General features: G+C 74.3%; 12 protein-coding genes. 4 read left to right on the forward strand and 8 right to left on the reverse strand.

All coding sequences use genetic code 11. The features are described 5' to 3' along the window. Positions 1–238: 238 nt before the first annotated feature. Positions 239–1,516, forward strand: coding sequence for a geranylgeranyl reductase family protein (locus ACIGW2_RS09250; protein ID WP_391651971.1), 1,278 nt, complete (start codon positions 239–241; stop codon positions 1,514–1,516). A gap of 26 nt (positions 1,517–1,542) precedes the next feature. Then, positions 1,543–2,031 (forward strand): flavin reductase family protein, encoded by a 489-nt coding sequence (locus tag ACIGW2_RS09255; protein ID WP_391651970.1) that lies wholly within the window; start codon positions 1,543–1,545, stop codon positions 2,029–2,031. A 35-nt stretch (positions 2,032–2,066) separates the two neighbouring features. On the opposite strand, the gene ACIGW2_RS09260 is transcribed toward ACIGW2_RS09255, so the two are convergent. The 5 genes from ACIGW2_RS09260 to ACIGW2_RS09280 are packed head-to-tail and all read right to left on the reverse strand — an operon-like array spanning position 2,067 to position 7,014. Beyond that, positions 2,067–3,341, reverse strand: coding sequence for an ABC transporter substrate-binding protein (locus ACIGW2_RS09260; RefSeq protein WP_391651969.1), 1,275 nt, complete (start codon positions 3,339–3,341; stop codon positions 2,067–2,069). After that, a complete protein-coding gene (locus ACIGW2_RS09265) occupies positions 3,338–4,441 on the reverse strand; it encodes a branched-chain amino acid ABC transporter permease (protein ID WP_399842333.1) in 1,104 nt (367 codons plus the stop codon). Before ACIGW2_RS09265 ends, ACIGW2_RS09260 begins: the two co-directional genes overlap by 4 nt. Beyond that, positions 4,434–5,324: a branched-chain amino acid ABC transporter permease gene (locus ACIGW2_RS09270; protein WP_399842335.1), complete on the reverse strand. Its 891-nt coding sequence runs from the start codon at positions 5,322–5,324 to the stop codon at positions 4,434–4,436. The genes ACIGW2_RS09265 and ACIGW2_RS09270 overlap by 8 nt, the downstream gene beginning before the upstream one ends. Next, positions 5,321–6,181 carry an ABC transporter ATP-binding protein gene (locus ACIGW2_RS09275; RefSeq protein ID WP_399842337.1) on the reverse strand — a complete coding sequence of 287 codons (861 nt, stop codon included), beginning with the start codon at positions 6,179–6,181 and terminating at the stop codon, positions 5,321–5,323. The genes ACIGW2_RS09270 and ACIGW2_RS09275 overlap by 4 nt, the downstream gene beginning before the upstream one ends. Further along, complete coding sequence (locus ACIGW2_RS09280) at positions 6,178–7,014, reverse strand: ABC transporter ATP-binding protein (protein WP_399842339.1); 837 nt, start codon at positions 7,012–7,014, stop codon at positions 6,178–6,180. The genes ACIGW2_RS09275 and ACIGW2_RS09280 overlap by 4 nt, the downstream gene beginning before the upstream one ends. Positions 7,015–7,193: 179 nt before the next feature. On the opposite strand from ACIGW2_RS09280, the gene ACIGW2_RS09285 reads away from it, so the two are divergent. After that, complete coding sequence (locus tag ACIGW2_RS09285) at positions 7,194–8,393, forward strand: PucR family transcriptional regulator (protein ID WP_391651964.1); 1,200 nt, start codon at positions 7,194–7,196, stop codon at positions 8,391–8,393. Between the two features lie 24 nt (positions 8,394–8,417). On the opposite strand, the gene ACIGW2_RS09290 is transcribed toward ACIGW2_RS09285, so the two are convergent. The 3 genes from ACIGW2_RS09290 to ACIGW2_RS09300 all read right to left on the reverse strand — a co-directional run bounded on the left by ACIGW2_RS09290 (position 8,418) and on the right by ACIGW2_RS09300 (position 12,689). Then, entirely contained in the window at positions 8,418–11,000 is a 2,583-nt protein-coding gene (locus tag ACIGW2_RS09290) for a LuxR C-terminal-related transcriptional regulator (RefSeq protein ID WP_399842342.1), read from the reverse strand. Between the two features lie 104 nt (positions 11,001–11,104). Then, positions 11,105–11,980: an alpha/beta hydrolase family protein gene (locus ACIGW2_RS09295; RefSeq protein ID WP_399842344.1), complete on the reverse strand. Its 876-nt coding sequence runs from the start codon at positions 11,978–11,980 to the stop codon at positions 11,105–11,107. 169 nt (positions 11,981–12,149) lie between these two features. Then, entirely contained in the window at positions 12,150–12,689 is a 540-nt protein-coding gene (locus ACIGW2_RS09300) for a hypothetical protein (protein ID WP_399842347.1), read from the reverse strand. A 217-nt stretch (positions 12,690–12,906) separates the two neighbouring features. On the opposite strand from ACIGW2_RS09300, the gene ACIGW2_RS09305 reads away from it, so the two are divergent. Next, positions 12,907–15,291, forward strand: coding sequence for a hypothetical protein (locus ACIGW2_RS09305; protein ID WP_391651960.1), 2,385 nt, complete (start codon positions 12,907–12,909; stop codon positions 15,289–15,291). Positions 15,292–15,389: the final 98 nt, after the last annotated feature.

Genomic DNA, 15,389 nt, shown 5'->3' on the forward strand with positions numbered 1-15,389 from the left:
GTCGCGTCTGGCCTTCCGTTCTCCGAGTCCCCCCAGCCGGCTGTCCGGCGATCCGGCCGCCTGCCCTGACCTCCGAGATCCATGCGCAATGCCCTACGGAGAGTGACCTGCTTCACGTCAGAGAAGAGGTGATAACGGATATCGGGTGGTATTCGGGGTGGGTGAGGCGAACGAAATCCCCGCGCGTGGGTACGGATGGACCTCGTCCCCGTCCCGACCCCTGAGCGAGGCAGCCCCCATGGACCCGTCCCCCCACCCTCACGAGTCGGCGGATGTCGTCGTCGTCGGCGCAGGACCCGCCGGCTGCAGCGCCGCCCACCACCTGGCCCGGGCCGGGCACGACGTCCTGCTCCTGGAGAAGGCCACCTTCCCCCGCGACAAGATCTGCGGCGACGGCCTCACCCCCCGTGCCGTGCGGGAACTCCTCGGCATGGGCCTCGACTGCGAGGGCGACGGCTGGGTGAGGACCCGCGGCCTGCGGGTGCACGGCACCGGCATGACGGTGGACATGCCCTGGCCGGAGGTCTCGGGCTTCCCCGACTACGGGCTGGTGCGGACCCGGCACGACTTCGACCGGCTGCTCGCCCGGCGGGCCGTGGCCGCCGGCGCGCGCCTGTTCGAGGGAACCAGGGTCACCGAGCCGCTCTTCGCCCCCGGCGGCGACCGCGTCCTCGGGGTCCTCGCGCAGCGGGACGGCAGCCGCCTCGCCTTCCGGGCACCGGTGGTGATCGCCGCCGACGGCGCCTCGGGCCGGCTCGCCGTCGCCCTCGGCCTGCACCAGCGGACCGACCGGCCCATGGGCGTGGCCGTGCGCCGCTATTACACGGCACCGCACCGCAACCGGGACCACCTGGAGGCCTGGATCGACCTGGAGGCCCCCGACCGGCGCGGGCGGTCCGCGATGCCCTTCGGCTACGGATGGATCTTCCCCGTCGGCGACGGCGCCTTCAACGTCGGCCTCGGCACCTTCCACATCGGCCGCCGGCCCGCCGTCGACCACCGGCAGCTGTTCCGCGAGTGGACCGCGCGGCTGCCCGCCGACTGGCACTTCGACGAGGAGCACGCCACCGGCCCGCTGCGCGGCGCCCCGCTCCCCGCCGGGCTCAACCGGCGCCCGCAGTACACCCGCGGGCTGCTCCTGACCGGAGACGCCGGCGGCATGATCAACCCGCTCAGCGGCGAGGGCATCGACTACGCGATGGAATCGGGCCGCCTCGCGGCCGACGTCGTGACGCGCGCCCTCGCCGCCCCCACCGAGCACGCCCGCGAACAGGTGCTGCTGCGCTATCCCGAGGCCGTCCGCGAGGCGTACGGACGCTACTTCACGGTGGGGCGGCTGGTCGTCCGCGCGCTGAGCCACCCCCGGGTCATGCGGCTCGTCGCCACCCACAGCCTGCGGCGGCCCGCGACCCAGCGGTTCATGTTCAAGCTCTGGGCCAACCTGACCGACCCGCACAGCCCCGACGCCCTCGACCGGGTCCTCACCGCCCTCCAGCGCGCGGTCCCCGCGGCCTGACCGCCCACGCGACGAGGAGAGACGCCGTGACCCTGCTGGACCCCTTCACCGACGAGCTCGACGGCCCCATGTACGTGGTCACGGCCACGGCCGGCGGGCAACGGGCGGGCTGCCTCGTGGGCTTCGCCTCCCAGTGCTCCATCGACCCGCCGAGGTTCTGCGTCTGGCTGTCGACCGCCAATCGCACCTATCGCCTCGCGCGGGAGGCCGAGCACCTCACCGTGCACCTGCTCCACCAGGGCGACCGGGCCGTGGCGGAGCTCTTCGGCGAGGAGACGGGCGACCGGGTGGACAAGTTCGCCCGGGTCCGCTGGCGCCCCGGCGAGGCGGGCGGCCCGGTCCTGGACCCGCTCTCCACGTGGTTCACCGGCAGGATCGTCGGACACGTCGAGGGCGGCGACCACGTGGGCTTCCTCCTGGCCCCCGTGGCGGTCTGCCCACCGCACGGGGACCCGCCGCCCCCACTGCTGCGCTACCGGCAGCTGCGGGACCTCGACCCCGGCCACCCCGCCTGACCCGGCCGGTGGGCCAGGACCAGGCCGGCCGGGGCTCAGCCGGCCTTCGGGGTGAAGGCCTTCGCCGCCTCGGAGACGAAGGGGGTGCGGACGGTCCGCATGCCGCCCGGGACGGCCTTGTCCGGCTGGAGGATCACGGACTCGCGCGAGGACGGCGCCTTCGGGTCACTGAAGTCGTGCGTCCCGAACCCCGCGTCGTACGCGTCGATCGTCAGCAGCGCCTTGTCGATGCCCTCCCGGCTGAGGTCCTTGGCGTCGCACGCCCGCTTCAGCGCCTCCCCGTAGACGGAGGCCGCCGTCCAGCCGGCCACGACGCCGTTGTCCAGGCCGTCGTTCGGGTACGCGGCCCGGTAGTCGGCGACCAGCTTCTTCGCGGCCGGCGTGTCGGCGCCGATCGGCAGGCTCGGCGAGGCGAACCAGTACATCTTCTCCAGCGCGGGACCGGCCTGGGTGGCCAGGAGCTGCGGCGCGAACGCCGAGTTGTTGCCGATGACCGGCACCAGGAACCTCGCCGCCGCCGCGACCCCGACCAGCGAGGCCGCCTGCCGCGGGCCCGCGCTGACCACGACCGCCTTCACACCCGCCTGCTTCAGCGCCGCCACCTGCGCCGACATGTCGTTGTCGGTGGGCTTGATCTTCTGCTCCACGACCGTGAGCCCCGCCTTCCCGGCCGCGTACTTCGACCCGGCCAGCGCGTTCTCCCCGTAGTCGCCCTCGAAGTAGACGTGGCCCAGCTTGTCACCCGCCTTCAGCCCCTTCTCCTTCACCAGGAAGTCGACGGCGTTGATGGTCTCGATGTCGTACGTGGAGCCGAGGACGCGGATGTACGGGGAGCCCAGCAGCGAGGCCGACCAGGCCTGCGGCAGCACCAGCCCCTTGTCCCGGCCGTCCACGCGCTGCTTCACGGCCGCCACGAACGGCGAACCGATGAACTGCATGTAACCGGCGACCTTCGGCTCCAGCTCGGTGTACGCGGACAGCGCCTTCTGCGGGTCGTACCCGTGGTCACGGACGGTCAGCTCCAGCTGCCGGCCGCAGATCCCGCCGGCCGCGTTGACCTGCTTCACGTACAGCTGCTGCGCCTGGGTGACGCTCTTGCCGAGGGTGGCGTACACGCCCGTCATGTCGGTGAGCGCACCGACCGCGATCGTCTTCGCGGTGACGCCCGTACCGGACTTCACCCCGTCCGCCCCGGTGTTCGCCCCGTCGGCGGACTTCGCCTTGGAGCTGCAGCCGGCGGCGGTCAGCACCACGAGGGCGGCGGCGAGCGTGAGGGCCGTCGTTCTCGGGGCCTGGCGTCGGTGGGTCATCGTTCCTCCCCAGAGGAGTGCGAGGGTCGGGCGTTGCGCCCGCGGGGCCGGGCGGCGAGCCGGACCAGCCCGCCGGGCAGGAAGAGCACCACCGCGACGACGGCGGCGCCGTAGAGGTAGCGGGCGGCCTCCCCCGGTGCGATCCCGCCCGTGCCGGGGGCGGACACCAGGGGCAGCGCGTCGCTGTACCGGTTGAGCAGCTGCGGCAGCAGGGAGACGAAGACGCCGCCCACCACCGCTCCGGCGACCGAGCCGAGACCGCCGATGACGATCATGGCCAGGTATTCGAGGGAGAGCATCATGCCGAAGTACTCCGGCACGGTCCGCTGGAAGACCAGCGCGAGCAGCACCCCCGCCAGTCCCGCGTACATCGACGACAGGACGAAGACGGCGGCGCGGAAGCGGGCCACCGGGACGCCCATCACACCGGCGGCGATCCGGTGGTCCCGGATCGCGTTCATGGCCCGGCCCGGGCGGCCGCCGAGGACGCCGCGGGCGAACAGGACGCCCGCGAGCAGGAGGACGAGACCCAGGTACCAGAGCTTCTCGGCGGCACCGAACGGCACCTGGGCGACCAGCAGTTCGCTGTCGTCGAAGGCGACCCCGAACAGGTGCAGCGGGGGCACGGCACGCCCGTTGAAACCACCGGTGAGGCCGTGCGCGTTGAACAGCACGTGCTGACCGACGAAGATCAGCGCGAGGGTCGCGATGCCGAGGTAGGCGCCCCGCAGCCGGCCGGCGATGGGGCTGAAGACCCCGCCGGCCGCGCCCGCCAGGGCCACGGCGAGGACGGCGGCGAGCCAGCCGGGCAGACCGAGTCCGACGAGCCCGTCCGAGCCGTCCCCGGCGAGGGCGCAGTAGCCGTACGCGCCGACGGCGAGGAAGAAGGCGTGCCCCATCGACAGCTGCCCGGTGGCCCCGGTCAGCAGGTTGATGCCGATGGCGCCGATCGCCGCCGCCATCGCGAACAGCCCGGCCTGGAGCCAGAACCGGTCCAGGTAGAACGGCACGGCGGCGAGCACGAGCCCGGCGGCGGCCCACCCGTACAACCGGGGCCGGGCGAGGACGGCCGCGCCACGGCGGGGAAGCGCGTCAGACACGGGACAGCTCCTTCGTGCCGAAGAGCCCGGCGGGGCGCAGCAGCAGCACCGCGACCATCACCAGGTACGGGGCGAGGTCGCCGATGCCGCGCCCCAGGAAGGTCAGATCGCCCTGGTAGCCGGTGGCGAGCGACTCGGTGACCCCCACGAGGAGGCCGCCGACGAGGGCGCCGGTCGTGGAGTCGAGGCCGCCGAGGATGGCGGCCGGGAAGGCCTTCATCGCGGCGAGGGACGTGGTCCGTTCCAGGCCCGGCGTCGGGAAGACGGTGAGGAAGAGCGCGGCGACCGCCGCGAGGCCGCCGGCCACCGCCCACGCGCCGAGCGAGACCCGGCCGAGCCGGATGCCCATCAGGGCGGCCGTCTCCCGGTTCTCGGCCGCGGCGCGCATGGCGACGCCCCAGGAGGTGTGCCGGAAGGCGAGCAGGAAGGCCGTGATGAGCAGTCCCGCGGTGAGGAAGGCCGCGATGCGGGTCTGCGCGAGGGTCACCGGCCCGACGGTGACGACGGCGTCGCCCCACGGGTCGCCCGGCGACAGGATGTCGGTGCCGATGCGCCGGGTCAGTTCGGTGGCCAGCAGGATGTCGACGCCGATCGTGACGATGGCGAGGACGCTCTGGTCGGAGCCCCGGTAGCGGCGCATGACGAGGAACTCGACGGCCGCGCCGACCAGGGCCGCGCCGCCGATCCCGGCCAGCAGCGCCGGCCAGAAGCCGATGCTCCCGTGCAGCACGGCGGTCACGTAGCCGCCCGCCAGCAGCAGCGAGGCGTGGGCGAAGTTGACGACCTCGGTGGCACGGAAGATCACCACGAAGCCGAGGGCGATGAGGGCGTAGACGGATCCCAGTGAGACGCCGTTGAGCAGGAGTTCGACGAAGGTGGTCACCCGGAGGTCTCCTCTCCGAGGTAGGCGCGGACGACCGCGGGGTCGTTCTGGACGTCGCCGGGGGCGCCGTCGGCGATCCGGCGGCCGAAGTCGAGGACGGTGACGGAGTCGGCCAGCCGCATCACCACGCCCATGTCGTGCTCGACCAGGACGATGGAGATCCCGAGGCTGTCGCGCACCCCGGCGATGACGGCGGCCGTGCGCCGGCGCTCGTCGGCGGTCATCCCGGCCACCGGCTCGTCGAGGAGCAGCAGCCGCGGCTCCATGCAGAGCGCGCGGGCCAGTTCGGCGAGCTTCTGCTGCCCGTACGGCAGCGATCCGGCGGGCTGGGCGAGCTGCCGCTCCAGGCCGACGAAGGCGGCGATCTCCCGGACCCGGGCGCGGTGGCGGGCCTCCTCGCGGGCGGCGGACGGCAGCCGCAGCCCGGCGGCGAGGAAGCCGGTGCGGGTCAGCCGGTGACGGCCGAGCATCAGGCTGTCCTCGACGGTGGCGCGGGGCGGCAGCGCGAGGTTCTGGAAGATGCGGGCGACGCCCAGGCCGGCGATCCGGTGCGGAGGCAGCGAGGTGAGTTCGTGCGGGCCGAACCGGACGCTTCCCGAGGCCGCCCGGTAGACGCCGGAGAGCACGTTGAAGCAGGTCGACTTGCCGGCTCCGTTGGGGCCGATGAGGGCGTGCACGGTGCCGGGGCGGACGGTGAACGAGACCCCGTCGAGCGCGGTCAGCCCGGCGAAGCGCACGGTGAGGTCACGGACGTCGAGGGCCGGGACGGCCGCCGGGGCGGGGACGGCAGCCGGAGCCGGGACGGCCGCCGGGGCGGGCCCGGCTCCCTCCGGGCCCCGCGACACGGGCTCGCTCATCCGACCCCCTCCCAGCGGGCCAGCACGGGACGCGCGCCGGTGGCGTCCGGGCCGCCGGACGCATCCGGCACGTCCCCCGCCGCGGTCTCGTCGACGACGCCCAGATAGCGCCGCCGCACCTCGTCGGAGGCGGCGAGTTCCGCCGCCGGACCCGAGAGCGTGACCTCGCCGACCTCCAGGACGTACGCCCGGTCGGCGAGCCGCAGCGCGAGCGCCGCGTTCTGCTCGACGAGCAGGACGGCGGTCCCCTGCGCGTTGATCTCGCGGATCGTCTCGGCGATCCGGACCGCCATGAGCGGGGCCAGGCCCAGCGAGGGCTCGTCGAGGAGGAGCAGCCTCGGCTCCGCCATCAGGGCGCGCCCGACGGCCAGCATCTGCTGTTCACCCCCGGACAGCAGCCCGGCGCGCTGATGGGCGCGGTCGGCGAGGACGGGGAAGAGCTCGTGGACCCGGCGCAGCGCCGCCGCCCGCGCCCTCCGGTCGCCCCGCGCGCCGAGCGCCCCGGCCCGCAGGTTGTCCTCCACGCTCATCCGGGCGAACACCTGCCGCCCCTCCGGCACCTGGGAGATCCCGGCGGCGACGACCCGGTCCGGCGCCAGCGCGCCGACCTGCCGCCCGCCGAAGGAGACGCTGCCGGAGGTCACGGCGCCGCCGTGGAACGACAGCGTGCGCGAGACGGCCCGCAGCAGCGTGGACTTCCCCGCGCCGTTGCCGCCGAGCACGGTGACGACGGCGCCCTCCGGCACGGTGAGCGACACCCCCCTCAGGGCGCGCACCGGCCCGTACCCGGCCGACAGGTCGCTGACCTCGAGGGCCAGTCCGGTCCCTCCCATGGTTCCCCTTTCGTGGCCCGTTCGGTGGCGATCACCCCAGCACCGCGCCGGCCGCCCGTCCACGTGCGGCGGCCGAAACGCTGCCGGTGACCAGCGGGCGCCGGTACGGGTTGTGCACGCGCACAACACCGCGTGTCAGGGGCCTGTCGGGAAGCCGGAGCGGGTGGCATCCTCCCGGCATGGGACGGCGCAGACCACGCACCGGCGAGGACTGGAAGCTGCTGGCCGAGGCGTGCACGGCGCTTCTGGAGCGGCTGCCCGAGCTGGTGGACGAGCACCTGAGGGAACTGCACGCGTACGAACCGGCGTACGGCCGGATCGTGCCGTACGACCAGCACTGGAGCGAGGCCCACGAGGCCCTGCGGATCGGGATCGAGATGATCTCCGCACCGCGCGACTCCCCGCGCCGGGACCTGGAACACGCCGACGAGCTGGGGCGGCGGCGCGCCGAGCAGGGGATGCCGCTGGACCTGGTGGTGCACGCCTACCGGCACGCCGGTCATCTGGTGTGGGAGGCGCTGGTCGAGGACGCGGCGGCCGTTCCGTCCCGCCTGGCCGTGCTGACCCAGTCGGCGACCATGGTCTGGCAGGCGGTGGACGCGCAGGCGGACACCGCCTCGGAGGCGTACCGCGCGACGGAACGCGAGCTGCGGCGGCGCACCGACGAGCAGCTCCAGGCCCTCCTCGACGCCCTGCTCCAGGGCGAGTGCGCGCCCGAGCTGACCGCGCGTGCGGCGGCCGGTCTCGACCTGCCCGAGCACGGCCGGTACGCGGTGGTGGTGCTGCGGCACGACCGGAGGGAGGCGCCCGAGCCCTTCCACCGTCGGGTGCAGGGGGCGGGCGCGCGGTTCCTGTGGCGGATGGGCGCGGACTGCGAGATCGGGGTCGTGTCCCTTGCCGAGGGCATCGGCCTGGACGCGCTGTCCGAACTGCTCGAAGGACGCTGCCCGGGACCCGGCGGGATCAGCCCGGTGGTGACGGGCCTCGCGGAGCTGGGACGGGCCCGCCGGCTCGCCGAGCTGGCGCTGCGGACCAGCCCGCCGGGCTCACGGCAGGTCGTCCGGCTGGACCGCCGGATGGCCGGCGCCCTGGTCGTCGGACAACCCGAACTGGCCGGTCTGCTGGTGACGGACGTCCTGGGCGGACTGCTGGAACTGGACCCGGCCGACCGGGCGATCCTGCTGGAGACCCTGGACGTCTGGCTGGAGTGCGAGGGCTCGGCGGGCCGGGCGGCGGCGCGCCTCTACTGCCACCGCAACACCGTCTTCAACCGGCTGCGCCGCCTGGAGCAGCTGACGTCCCGGTCCCTCTCCCGGCCGAGGGACCTCACCGAGATGACGCTGGCCCTCGACGCCTTCCGCCTGACGGCCGCGGGCTGAGACGCCCCATGCCCCGGGCGCCGCTCACCGGTCGGCGCGGCGGCCGTCCCCCGTCGTACGGGACAGCAGACCCGACAGTTCCACGCGGGAGCGGACCCCCAGCCGGGCGAAGACGTTCCGCAGGTGGTGGTCGACCGTGCGGGGGCTCAGCGACAGCCGGCCGGCGATCTCGTGGTTCGTCGCCCCCGCCGCCACCAGCCCGGCGATGCGCAGCTGCTGAGGGGTCAGCTCACCCACCGCACCCGGCACCGCCGGGCGGCCCACCGCCCCGCCGGTCGCCCGCAGCTCGGCCCGCGCCTGGTCGGCCCACACCCCGGCCGCCGCACGCTCGAAGGTGACGAGCGCGTCGCTGAGCGGCCCCCGCGCCTCGACCAGACGCCTGCGCCGGCGCAGCCACTTCCCGTACGCGAGGAGGGTCCGGGCCCGCTCGAAGTCGTTGCCGCTCTCCTCGTGCTGCCGCACCGCCTCCCGGTACCAGTCCGCCGGGTCGCCGCCACCGGCAAGGAGCGCCCGGCAGCGGGCCAGTTGGGCGGGCGCCTGGGGGTCCAGGCCGAGCCGGGCCCAGACCGCGAACTCCTCGGCCGCCGGGCCGGCCTCGGCCTCCCGGCCCGCCGCGCAGGCGGCCTCCACGAAGCAGGGCACGACGAGCATCCGCAGGGCGAAGTGCCCACCGCGCGGCCCCGCGCCGACCAGGGGAGCGAGCCGTGCCGCGGCCTGCGCGGCGAGCCCGCCCGCCAGTTCGGCCCGGGCGATCGCCCACTCGGCGAGCGTCGTCGCCTGGACGAGACCGTGCGCCCGGGCCGTGCCGAGCGCCCGGTCCGCGTGCTCGACCACGGCCGGCGCGTCGCCCCGGACGGAGGCGGCCAGGGCGAGCACCGCGTGCTGGTGCGCGGCCGCGTTGCGCTGCCCCGCGGACTCCGCCGCACGGAGCCCCTCCCGGGCGTGCGCGGCGGCGCGCTCGTGCTGCCCGGCCCGCAACTCGGCGTAGGCCAGGTGCTCGAGGACCCGGGGCAGCAGCGCGCTCCCGCCGGTGGCGCGGATCGTGGCCAGGGCGCGGGCATGGACGCGTACGGCGGCGGGAGCGTCCCCCAGGACCAGGGCGGCGGCGCCCGCGCGCAGCAGGCGGCGCGGCTCCTCGGAGGCGCCGTCGCGGGCCACCACCCGGGCCAGCGGCGCGCGCGCCTCCTCCAGGCGCACCGCGAGCGCGGCGCCCATGCCGTCCCGGAAGTCCCGTTCCCCCGCGTCGGAACCGGCACCGGAGTCGGCACCGGCGCCCGGGTCGTCGGCTCCGCCGAGAGCGACGGCGCAGGCCTCCGGGTCGCCGGCGGCCCAGGCCGCCTCCATGGCGAGGAACCGCGCCTCCGCGGCCTCCTCGGGCGCCGCCTCGCGCAGCAGCCCGGCGGCCAGGAGCAGCGCCTGGTGGGCGTCCCCGACCGGCCCGTCGCCCAGCCCGGCCCGCCCGCGCGCGAGCTCGGCCCGACCCCGTACCACGTCGGGCAGGCCGGGCCCGCCTTCCGGAACCCGTACGGTCCCGGCCGGCCCGCTCCCGCCGGCCGACCCGTCCGTGTCGGGAGCGGCGAAGAGGGCGGCCAACTCCCGCCGCCGGGACGGCGGCAGAGCCCCGAGGACCGCGCGTCGCAGGAGCGGGTCGTCGAACCGGAGCGCCTCGCGGCTTCCGCGCAGGAGCCCGTCGGAGACCAGCCGGTCCAGCGCCTCGGACGAGGCGCGCACGGCGCGGGCCACCGCCAGGACGGCGTCCGCGTCGACCGGGCGCACCGTGCCGGGCCTCCCGGTGCCGGGAGGCGGCTCCCCGGCGACGGCCACCAGCGTCAGCACCCGGCCGCACTCGGCCGGCAGGGAGTCGAGGAGCCCCCGGTACACCTCGGCCAGCGAGGCGTCGTCGATGACCGGACCCGAGGACCGGTCCGCGCCGGCTCCGTGTCGCGGCTCGGCGGAGAGGCGGGCGGCCGCCGCGACCAGGACACCGGGATGGCCCGCCGCCTCGTCGAGCAGCCGCGTGCGGAACGACTCCGTCAGCGGCGCCCGGCACACGTCGTCGAGCAGGCCCCGCGCACCCGCGCGGCTCAGCCGTCCCAGGGACAGCAGCCGGGCCCCCGGCACGCCGGGGGCCCGGTGATAGGCCGCGAACGAGACGACCCACGCCCACGGCCCGGTGCGCGCACGCCAGGCCGCGTCGAGCGCGGTGCGGGAATGGGCGTCCCACAGGTGGTGGTCGTCCAGACAGAGCAGCAGCGGCTCGCCGGGACACAGCGCCGCCAGCGCGCCGGGCACCCCGCCCGGACCCTTGGCCGCCCTCAGGGCACGGCGGGCCGCCGACGGGGAGGGGGCGAGGGCGGCCAGGAGGGCGCGCACCCCGCTCCAGGGAACCCGGTTGCCGCCGGGCGCGGCCACCCGGAGGGCCCGGATCCGGGCGTCCCGTACCGCCCGGTCGAGCAGCGCGGTCCGGCCGGTGCCCGGGCCCCCGGTGAGCAGCAGGACGCCGCCCGCCCCCTCGGCGGCCCGTGCCGACAGCGCCGCCACGGCGGCGAGTTCGCGGGTGCGGTCGTACAGCCGCGGAGCAGCGGCGACCCTCGGCGCTCCTCTCACGCCGTCACCGTACTGGCCGGTAGGGGCCGTGGAAAGGGCGGGGACGAGGGGAGAGGAGGGAGACGGGAGAGGGAGCGGGCGCGCGGGCGCGCCCGCCGGCAGCGTCAGGAGCCGTGCGGGCAGGTGCCCCGGTACTCCTCGATCGTCAGGCTCGGCCGCGGCAGCGGGCAGAGGAACTGCTCGTAGCGGGTGTCGTCGTCGATGAACCGCTTCAGCCAGGAGATGCTGTACTTCGCGATCGTCGTGTCGGGGCTGTTCGGGGTGAAGTGGGTGGCCCCGTTGAGCTCCAGGTAGGCCTTGTCCAGCGAGCCCGGCAGGGTCTCGTAGAACGGCTCGGAGTGGGTGGCGACCGGGGCGATCGTGTCACCGTCGGCGCCCACGACCAGGGTCGGGGTGCTGATCTCGGGCCAGGTCTTGTCGGTGTTCCAGCCGGTCAGCGGGATGGCGGCCTTGAGCGAGGGCCGGCTCTTCGCCGCCTCCAGGGTGCCTCCGCCGCCCATCGAGTGCCCCATGACGCCGAGCCGCGAGGCGTCGACGCGGCCCCGCACCGAGCTGCGCTGCGTCAGGTAGTCGAGCGCCGCGAGGAGCTGACGGCCCCGGCTGTCGGGCTGGTCCAGCGTGGTGAGGGTGTCGATCGTGAAGACGACGAAGCCCTGCGAGGCGAGCCGCGGCCCGAGCCAGGCGATCGAGGACTCGTACGCGGTGAAGCCGGGGGAGATCACCACGGCGCCGAACGTGCCGTCGCTCGTGGAGGTCGGGTAGGTGATGGTGCCGCCGCCGAACCCGGTGACCGCGAGGGAGGAGACGCTGGTCTGGGAGACCGCGTAGGGCCCGCGCACCGCCTCGATGGAGGCCGTGGTGGGCGCGGGACCGCGCTCGTACGGATTGTCCGCGGCGGTCGCGGTGGTGGCGGTGGCGGAGGGCGCGGCCAGGAAGGCCAGGGATGACAGGGCTGCGGCGGCCGCGATGTGTCGTTTCACGACGGAGTCGTCCTCTCGTGTCGTGTGCCGTCAGGGCGTGGGCTGCGCGACGCCGGCCGGGAGCCGGCCGGCGCGCCGGTGTGGACCGGCCCCGCCACTGTCGGAGCACCGACGGAGAAAGACATCGGCGAAATGACCGGCGACCGACCCGCCCCCGCCCCGCCGCCGGCTACGCCTCGTCGTCCGCCCGGTCCTCCTCCTCGTCGTCCCCCTCATACCAGCCGTCGACCATGCCCACGAGCCGCTCGTCGACCGGGTCGCCGAACTCGTCCTCGGTGGTGAGGAGTCGGCGCAGCGTGTTCAGGGGGTACCAGTGCTCGCCCGGCTCGGCGCCGGGTGCGCCGACGCAGGGCGTGTCGAGGAGCGCGGGGTCCGGGACCGCGGGATAGAACACCGGGAGCAGGCCGAAGTCGACGTCCGGTTCGAAGCTCCACACCCAGCCCGCGCGCCGCCGGCACAGCGTCTCGCCGATGTACCACACGGCACCCTGGACGAAGGGGGAGCGGCGCTGCGCGGTGATCTCCTCCGGGGCGGCGAACCTCTCCTTGACGAGGTTCTCCAAGGCGTCGAGGGACGCGTCGGAGAAGTCGAACCGGTCGACGCCGCCGGCGTCCCGGGCCCAGCTCTCGAAGGCGTCCCGGCGTTCGGCGAGCCAGACCAGGAGGTCGGGGTGGCGAGTGGCGTCGTATCGGGCGGGAGGAGTGGTCATGGCCAGAACCTACCGAATCGCGCCGCCGTCCCCGCAGGACCTCCCCGCAGGATCTTCGCGGAGTCACCACACGCCACGTCAACAACCGCTTGTACTCAGGAGGTTGACGGCCTCTAGGGTGGTGGGTCGGCAGGAGCGGGCACGCTACGGGGGCCCCATGTCCGGCCTGTCCACGCACTCTCGAGTCCCGTGGCCCCCACGACCAGGGACACACCACGTGAGCACATCCATACGACGGCGCCTGAGAAGGCGCCTGAGCACCGCGCTGGCGGTCGTCTCCTCCACGGCGGTGCTGCTGCTCGGCCTGCCGTCCGTGGCGGCGGCCGCGCCGGGGGACTACGCGAAGATCACCGGCGGCAAGCGGTGCGACCAGACGCACCTGAAGAAGACCTTCCCGCGCACGCCGAACAACTCCGGTGCGCCGACGGGCGAGCACCACTGGACGAAGTCCGGGCCGGACGAGGAGTACTACTACAACAACTCGTTCAAGGGCTTCGAGAACGTCCCCGCGCCCACCCCCGCCGACCTGGCACAGGTCACCGGCACCGACGCGGACATCGACAAGTGGGACAAGGCGTACGCGTCCTCCAGGAACCCGGAGGACATGCGCAAGGCGATCTACTCCCGCTACCAGCGGCACCGGAACACCTCGAACAAGCCCAAGCCGTTCGCGAGCTGGAAGGTCAACCTGATCAGCGCGCAGGTCAGCAAGCAGAAGGGAGGCGTGTTCGAGGTCAAGGCGGTCCAGGACTTCAACATGGTCGGCCCCGACTGGCTGTGCGAGGTCACGATCGAGATCTTCGACAAGAACGGGAACAAGATCGCCTCGCGGCGGTACGACTCCTACAACCAGCGGACCGGCGAGCTGGGGGAGTTCAAGTCCGACGGCAAGCGCAAGCCGTCCCAGCTCCGGGCCGACCGGATCATCCTGCGGCACAAGGACGCGAAGTACGACTTCACCCGGCACCGGCTGACGATGTTCACCTCGGAGAAGCCGAACGGGGCCACCCTGCGCGACTACAAGGCCGAGAACGAAAGGCTGCGGACGGAACGCGGGACGGCGAACAACCCGATCCGGATCGCGGAGCGCCGGGCGACCGCGAAGGGCCTGTGGCCGGAGACGAAGTACACCAAGACCTACAACGTGTTCAACCCGCTGCCCAACCGCGGCACCCAGGGCCCGGGCGCCTCGCTGGCCTACGGATCGGGACAGAACCCGGCCCAGGCCCGGCAGTTGCAGAACGACTACCTGGCGAACAACTCGCGCTCGGCGCTCGGCAGGGGCCCCGGCGGGGTGGACTTCTCCACCCTGGAGCTCCAGTACGTCGGCAACCCGGTCAAGGGCAAGGCCCTGGACTACTCGCTGAAGGCCGACCTGCTGCCCGACGAGGACGAGAACCCGGGCTGGGGCGGCCAGGCGAAGATCGAGCTCGCCTCCGACGCCCTGTTCACCTGGCTGGCGCTCACCCCGGACCGGCAGTGGGTCAACCTCAACCCGGACCAGCCCGACACCATCATGGACAAGGCCTTCGGCGAGACCGACGCCGGCCGGGTCCTCCTCGTGGCCGACATGGAGATGAAGCGGGACTTCTCCCGCGCCATGGACCCCAAGAAGTCCCCGGGCAAGGAGTTCCTGGCCGCCGCCCCCAAGGTCGACGGGGTGCCGTGCTGGGGATCCGGACGCAACTGGATCGTCCCCGGCCGGGCCAAGGTCCGCGAGCAGGACGGCGGGATCTACATCCTCGACGCCCCGCTGGAGGTCCACCACGCGGCGATGGACTTCACCACCCCCGTACCCGGAGAGGACTGCTCGAAGCGGCTCAGCAAGGAGGAGAAGGACCGCGGACACCGGCTGATCACCCAGTACCTCGTCCCGCACGTCGAGAAGCAGATCAACACCGACCCGAAGTACGCGGACCTGCGCCGCGTCTACAAGTCGCGGGTCGCGGCCGAGTGGATCCGCCGGCAGGACGCGAAGAAGGCCACCGACTTCCGTCCCATCATCAACAGCAACGACGTGAAGCGGTGGCCGCTGCGCGGCGAGAACGCCCACTGGGACAAGCGGACCGTGTGGCGGGAGATGGTGAAGTCGTTCACCGAGGGCGACTTCACCTACGAGTGGCCGCTCGGCGACGGCCGGATCTACACCTTCTTCGTCGGCGGCGTCGACTTCGCGAAGGTTCCCCAGCGGAACATCACGGGCATCGAGTTCACCGCCCAGCACCGTGAACTGCCCCGCACGACGAAGGACTCCGTGCGCGCGGAGACCTCCGCCCGCGACAGCGACACCGCCTTCCTGGGCGGCAGCGGCACCGCCCCGACGGACGGCGGCAACCCCACCCCGACCCCGACGCCCACCCCCACCCCGACGCCGGCCCCGACCCACCCGACCGATCCGCCCACCTCGCCGGGGCCGGACCCGACCAAGCCCGGCCACGGGGGCGTGACCCCTCCGGCGAACCGCCCGGACCCGGACGGCGGCCTCGCCGACACCGGATCGGACACCCCGGTCGGCCTGATCTCCGGCATCGCCGCGGCCGTCGCCGCCGCCGGCGCGGCCCTGGTGTGGTGGACCCGCCGTCGCCGCACCGCTCGGGAATAGCCGACCCGAACACCACGAACAGGAAGGGCCCCGCCCCGGCTCACCGGGCGGGGCCCTTCCCCGTGCCTGCCGTGGAGTCCCGGGCTCCGGACCGGGGC

The organism is Streptomyces sp. NPDC053541 (assembly GCF_044544705.1).
Taxonomy (GTDB): domain Bacteria; phylum Actinomycetota; class Actinomycetes; order Streptomycetales; family Streptomycetaceae; genus Streptomyces.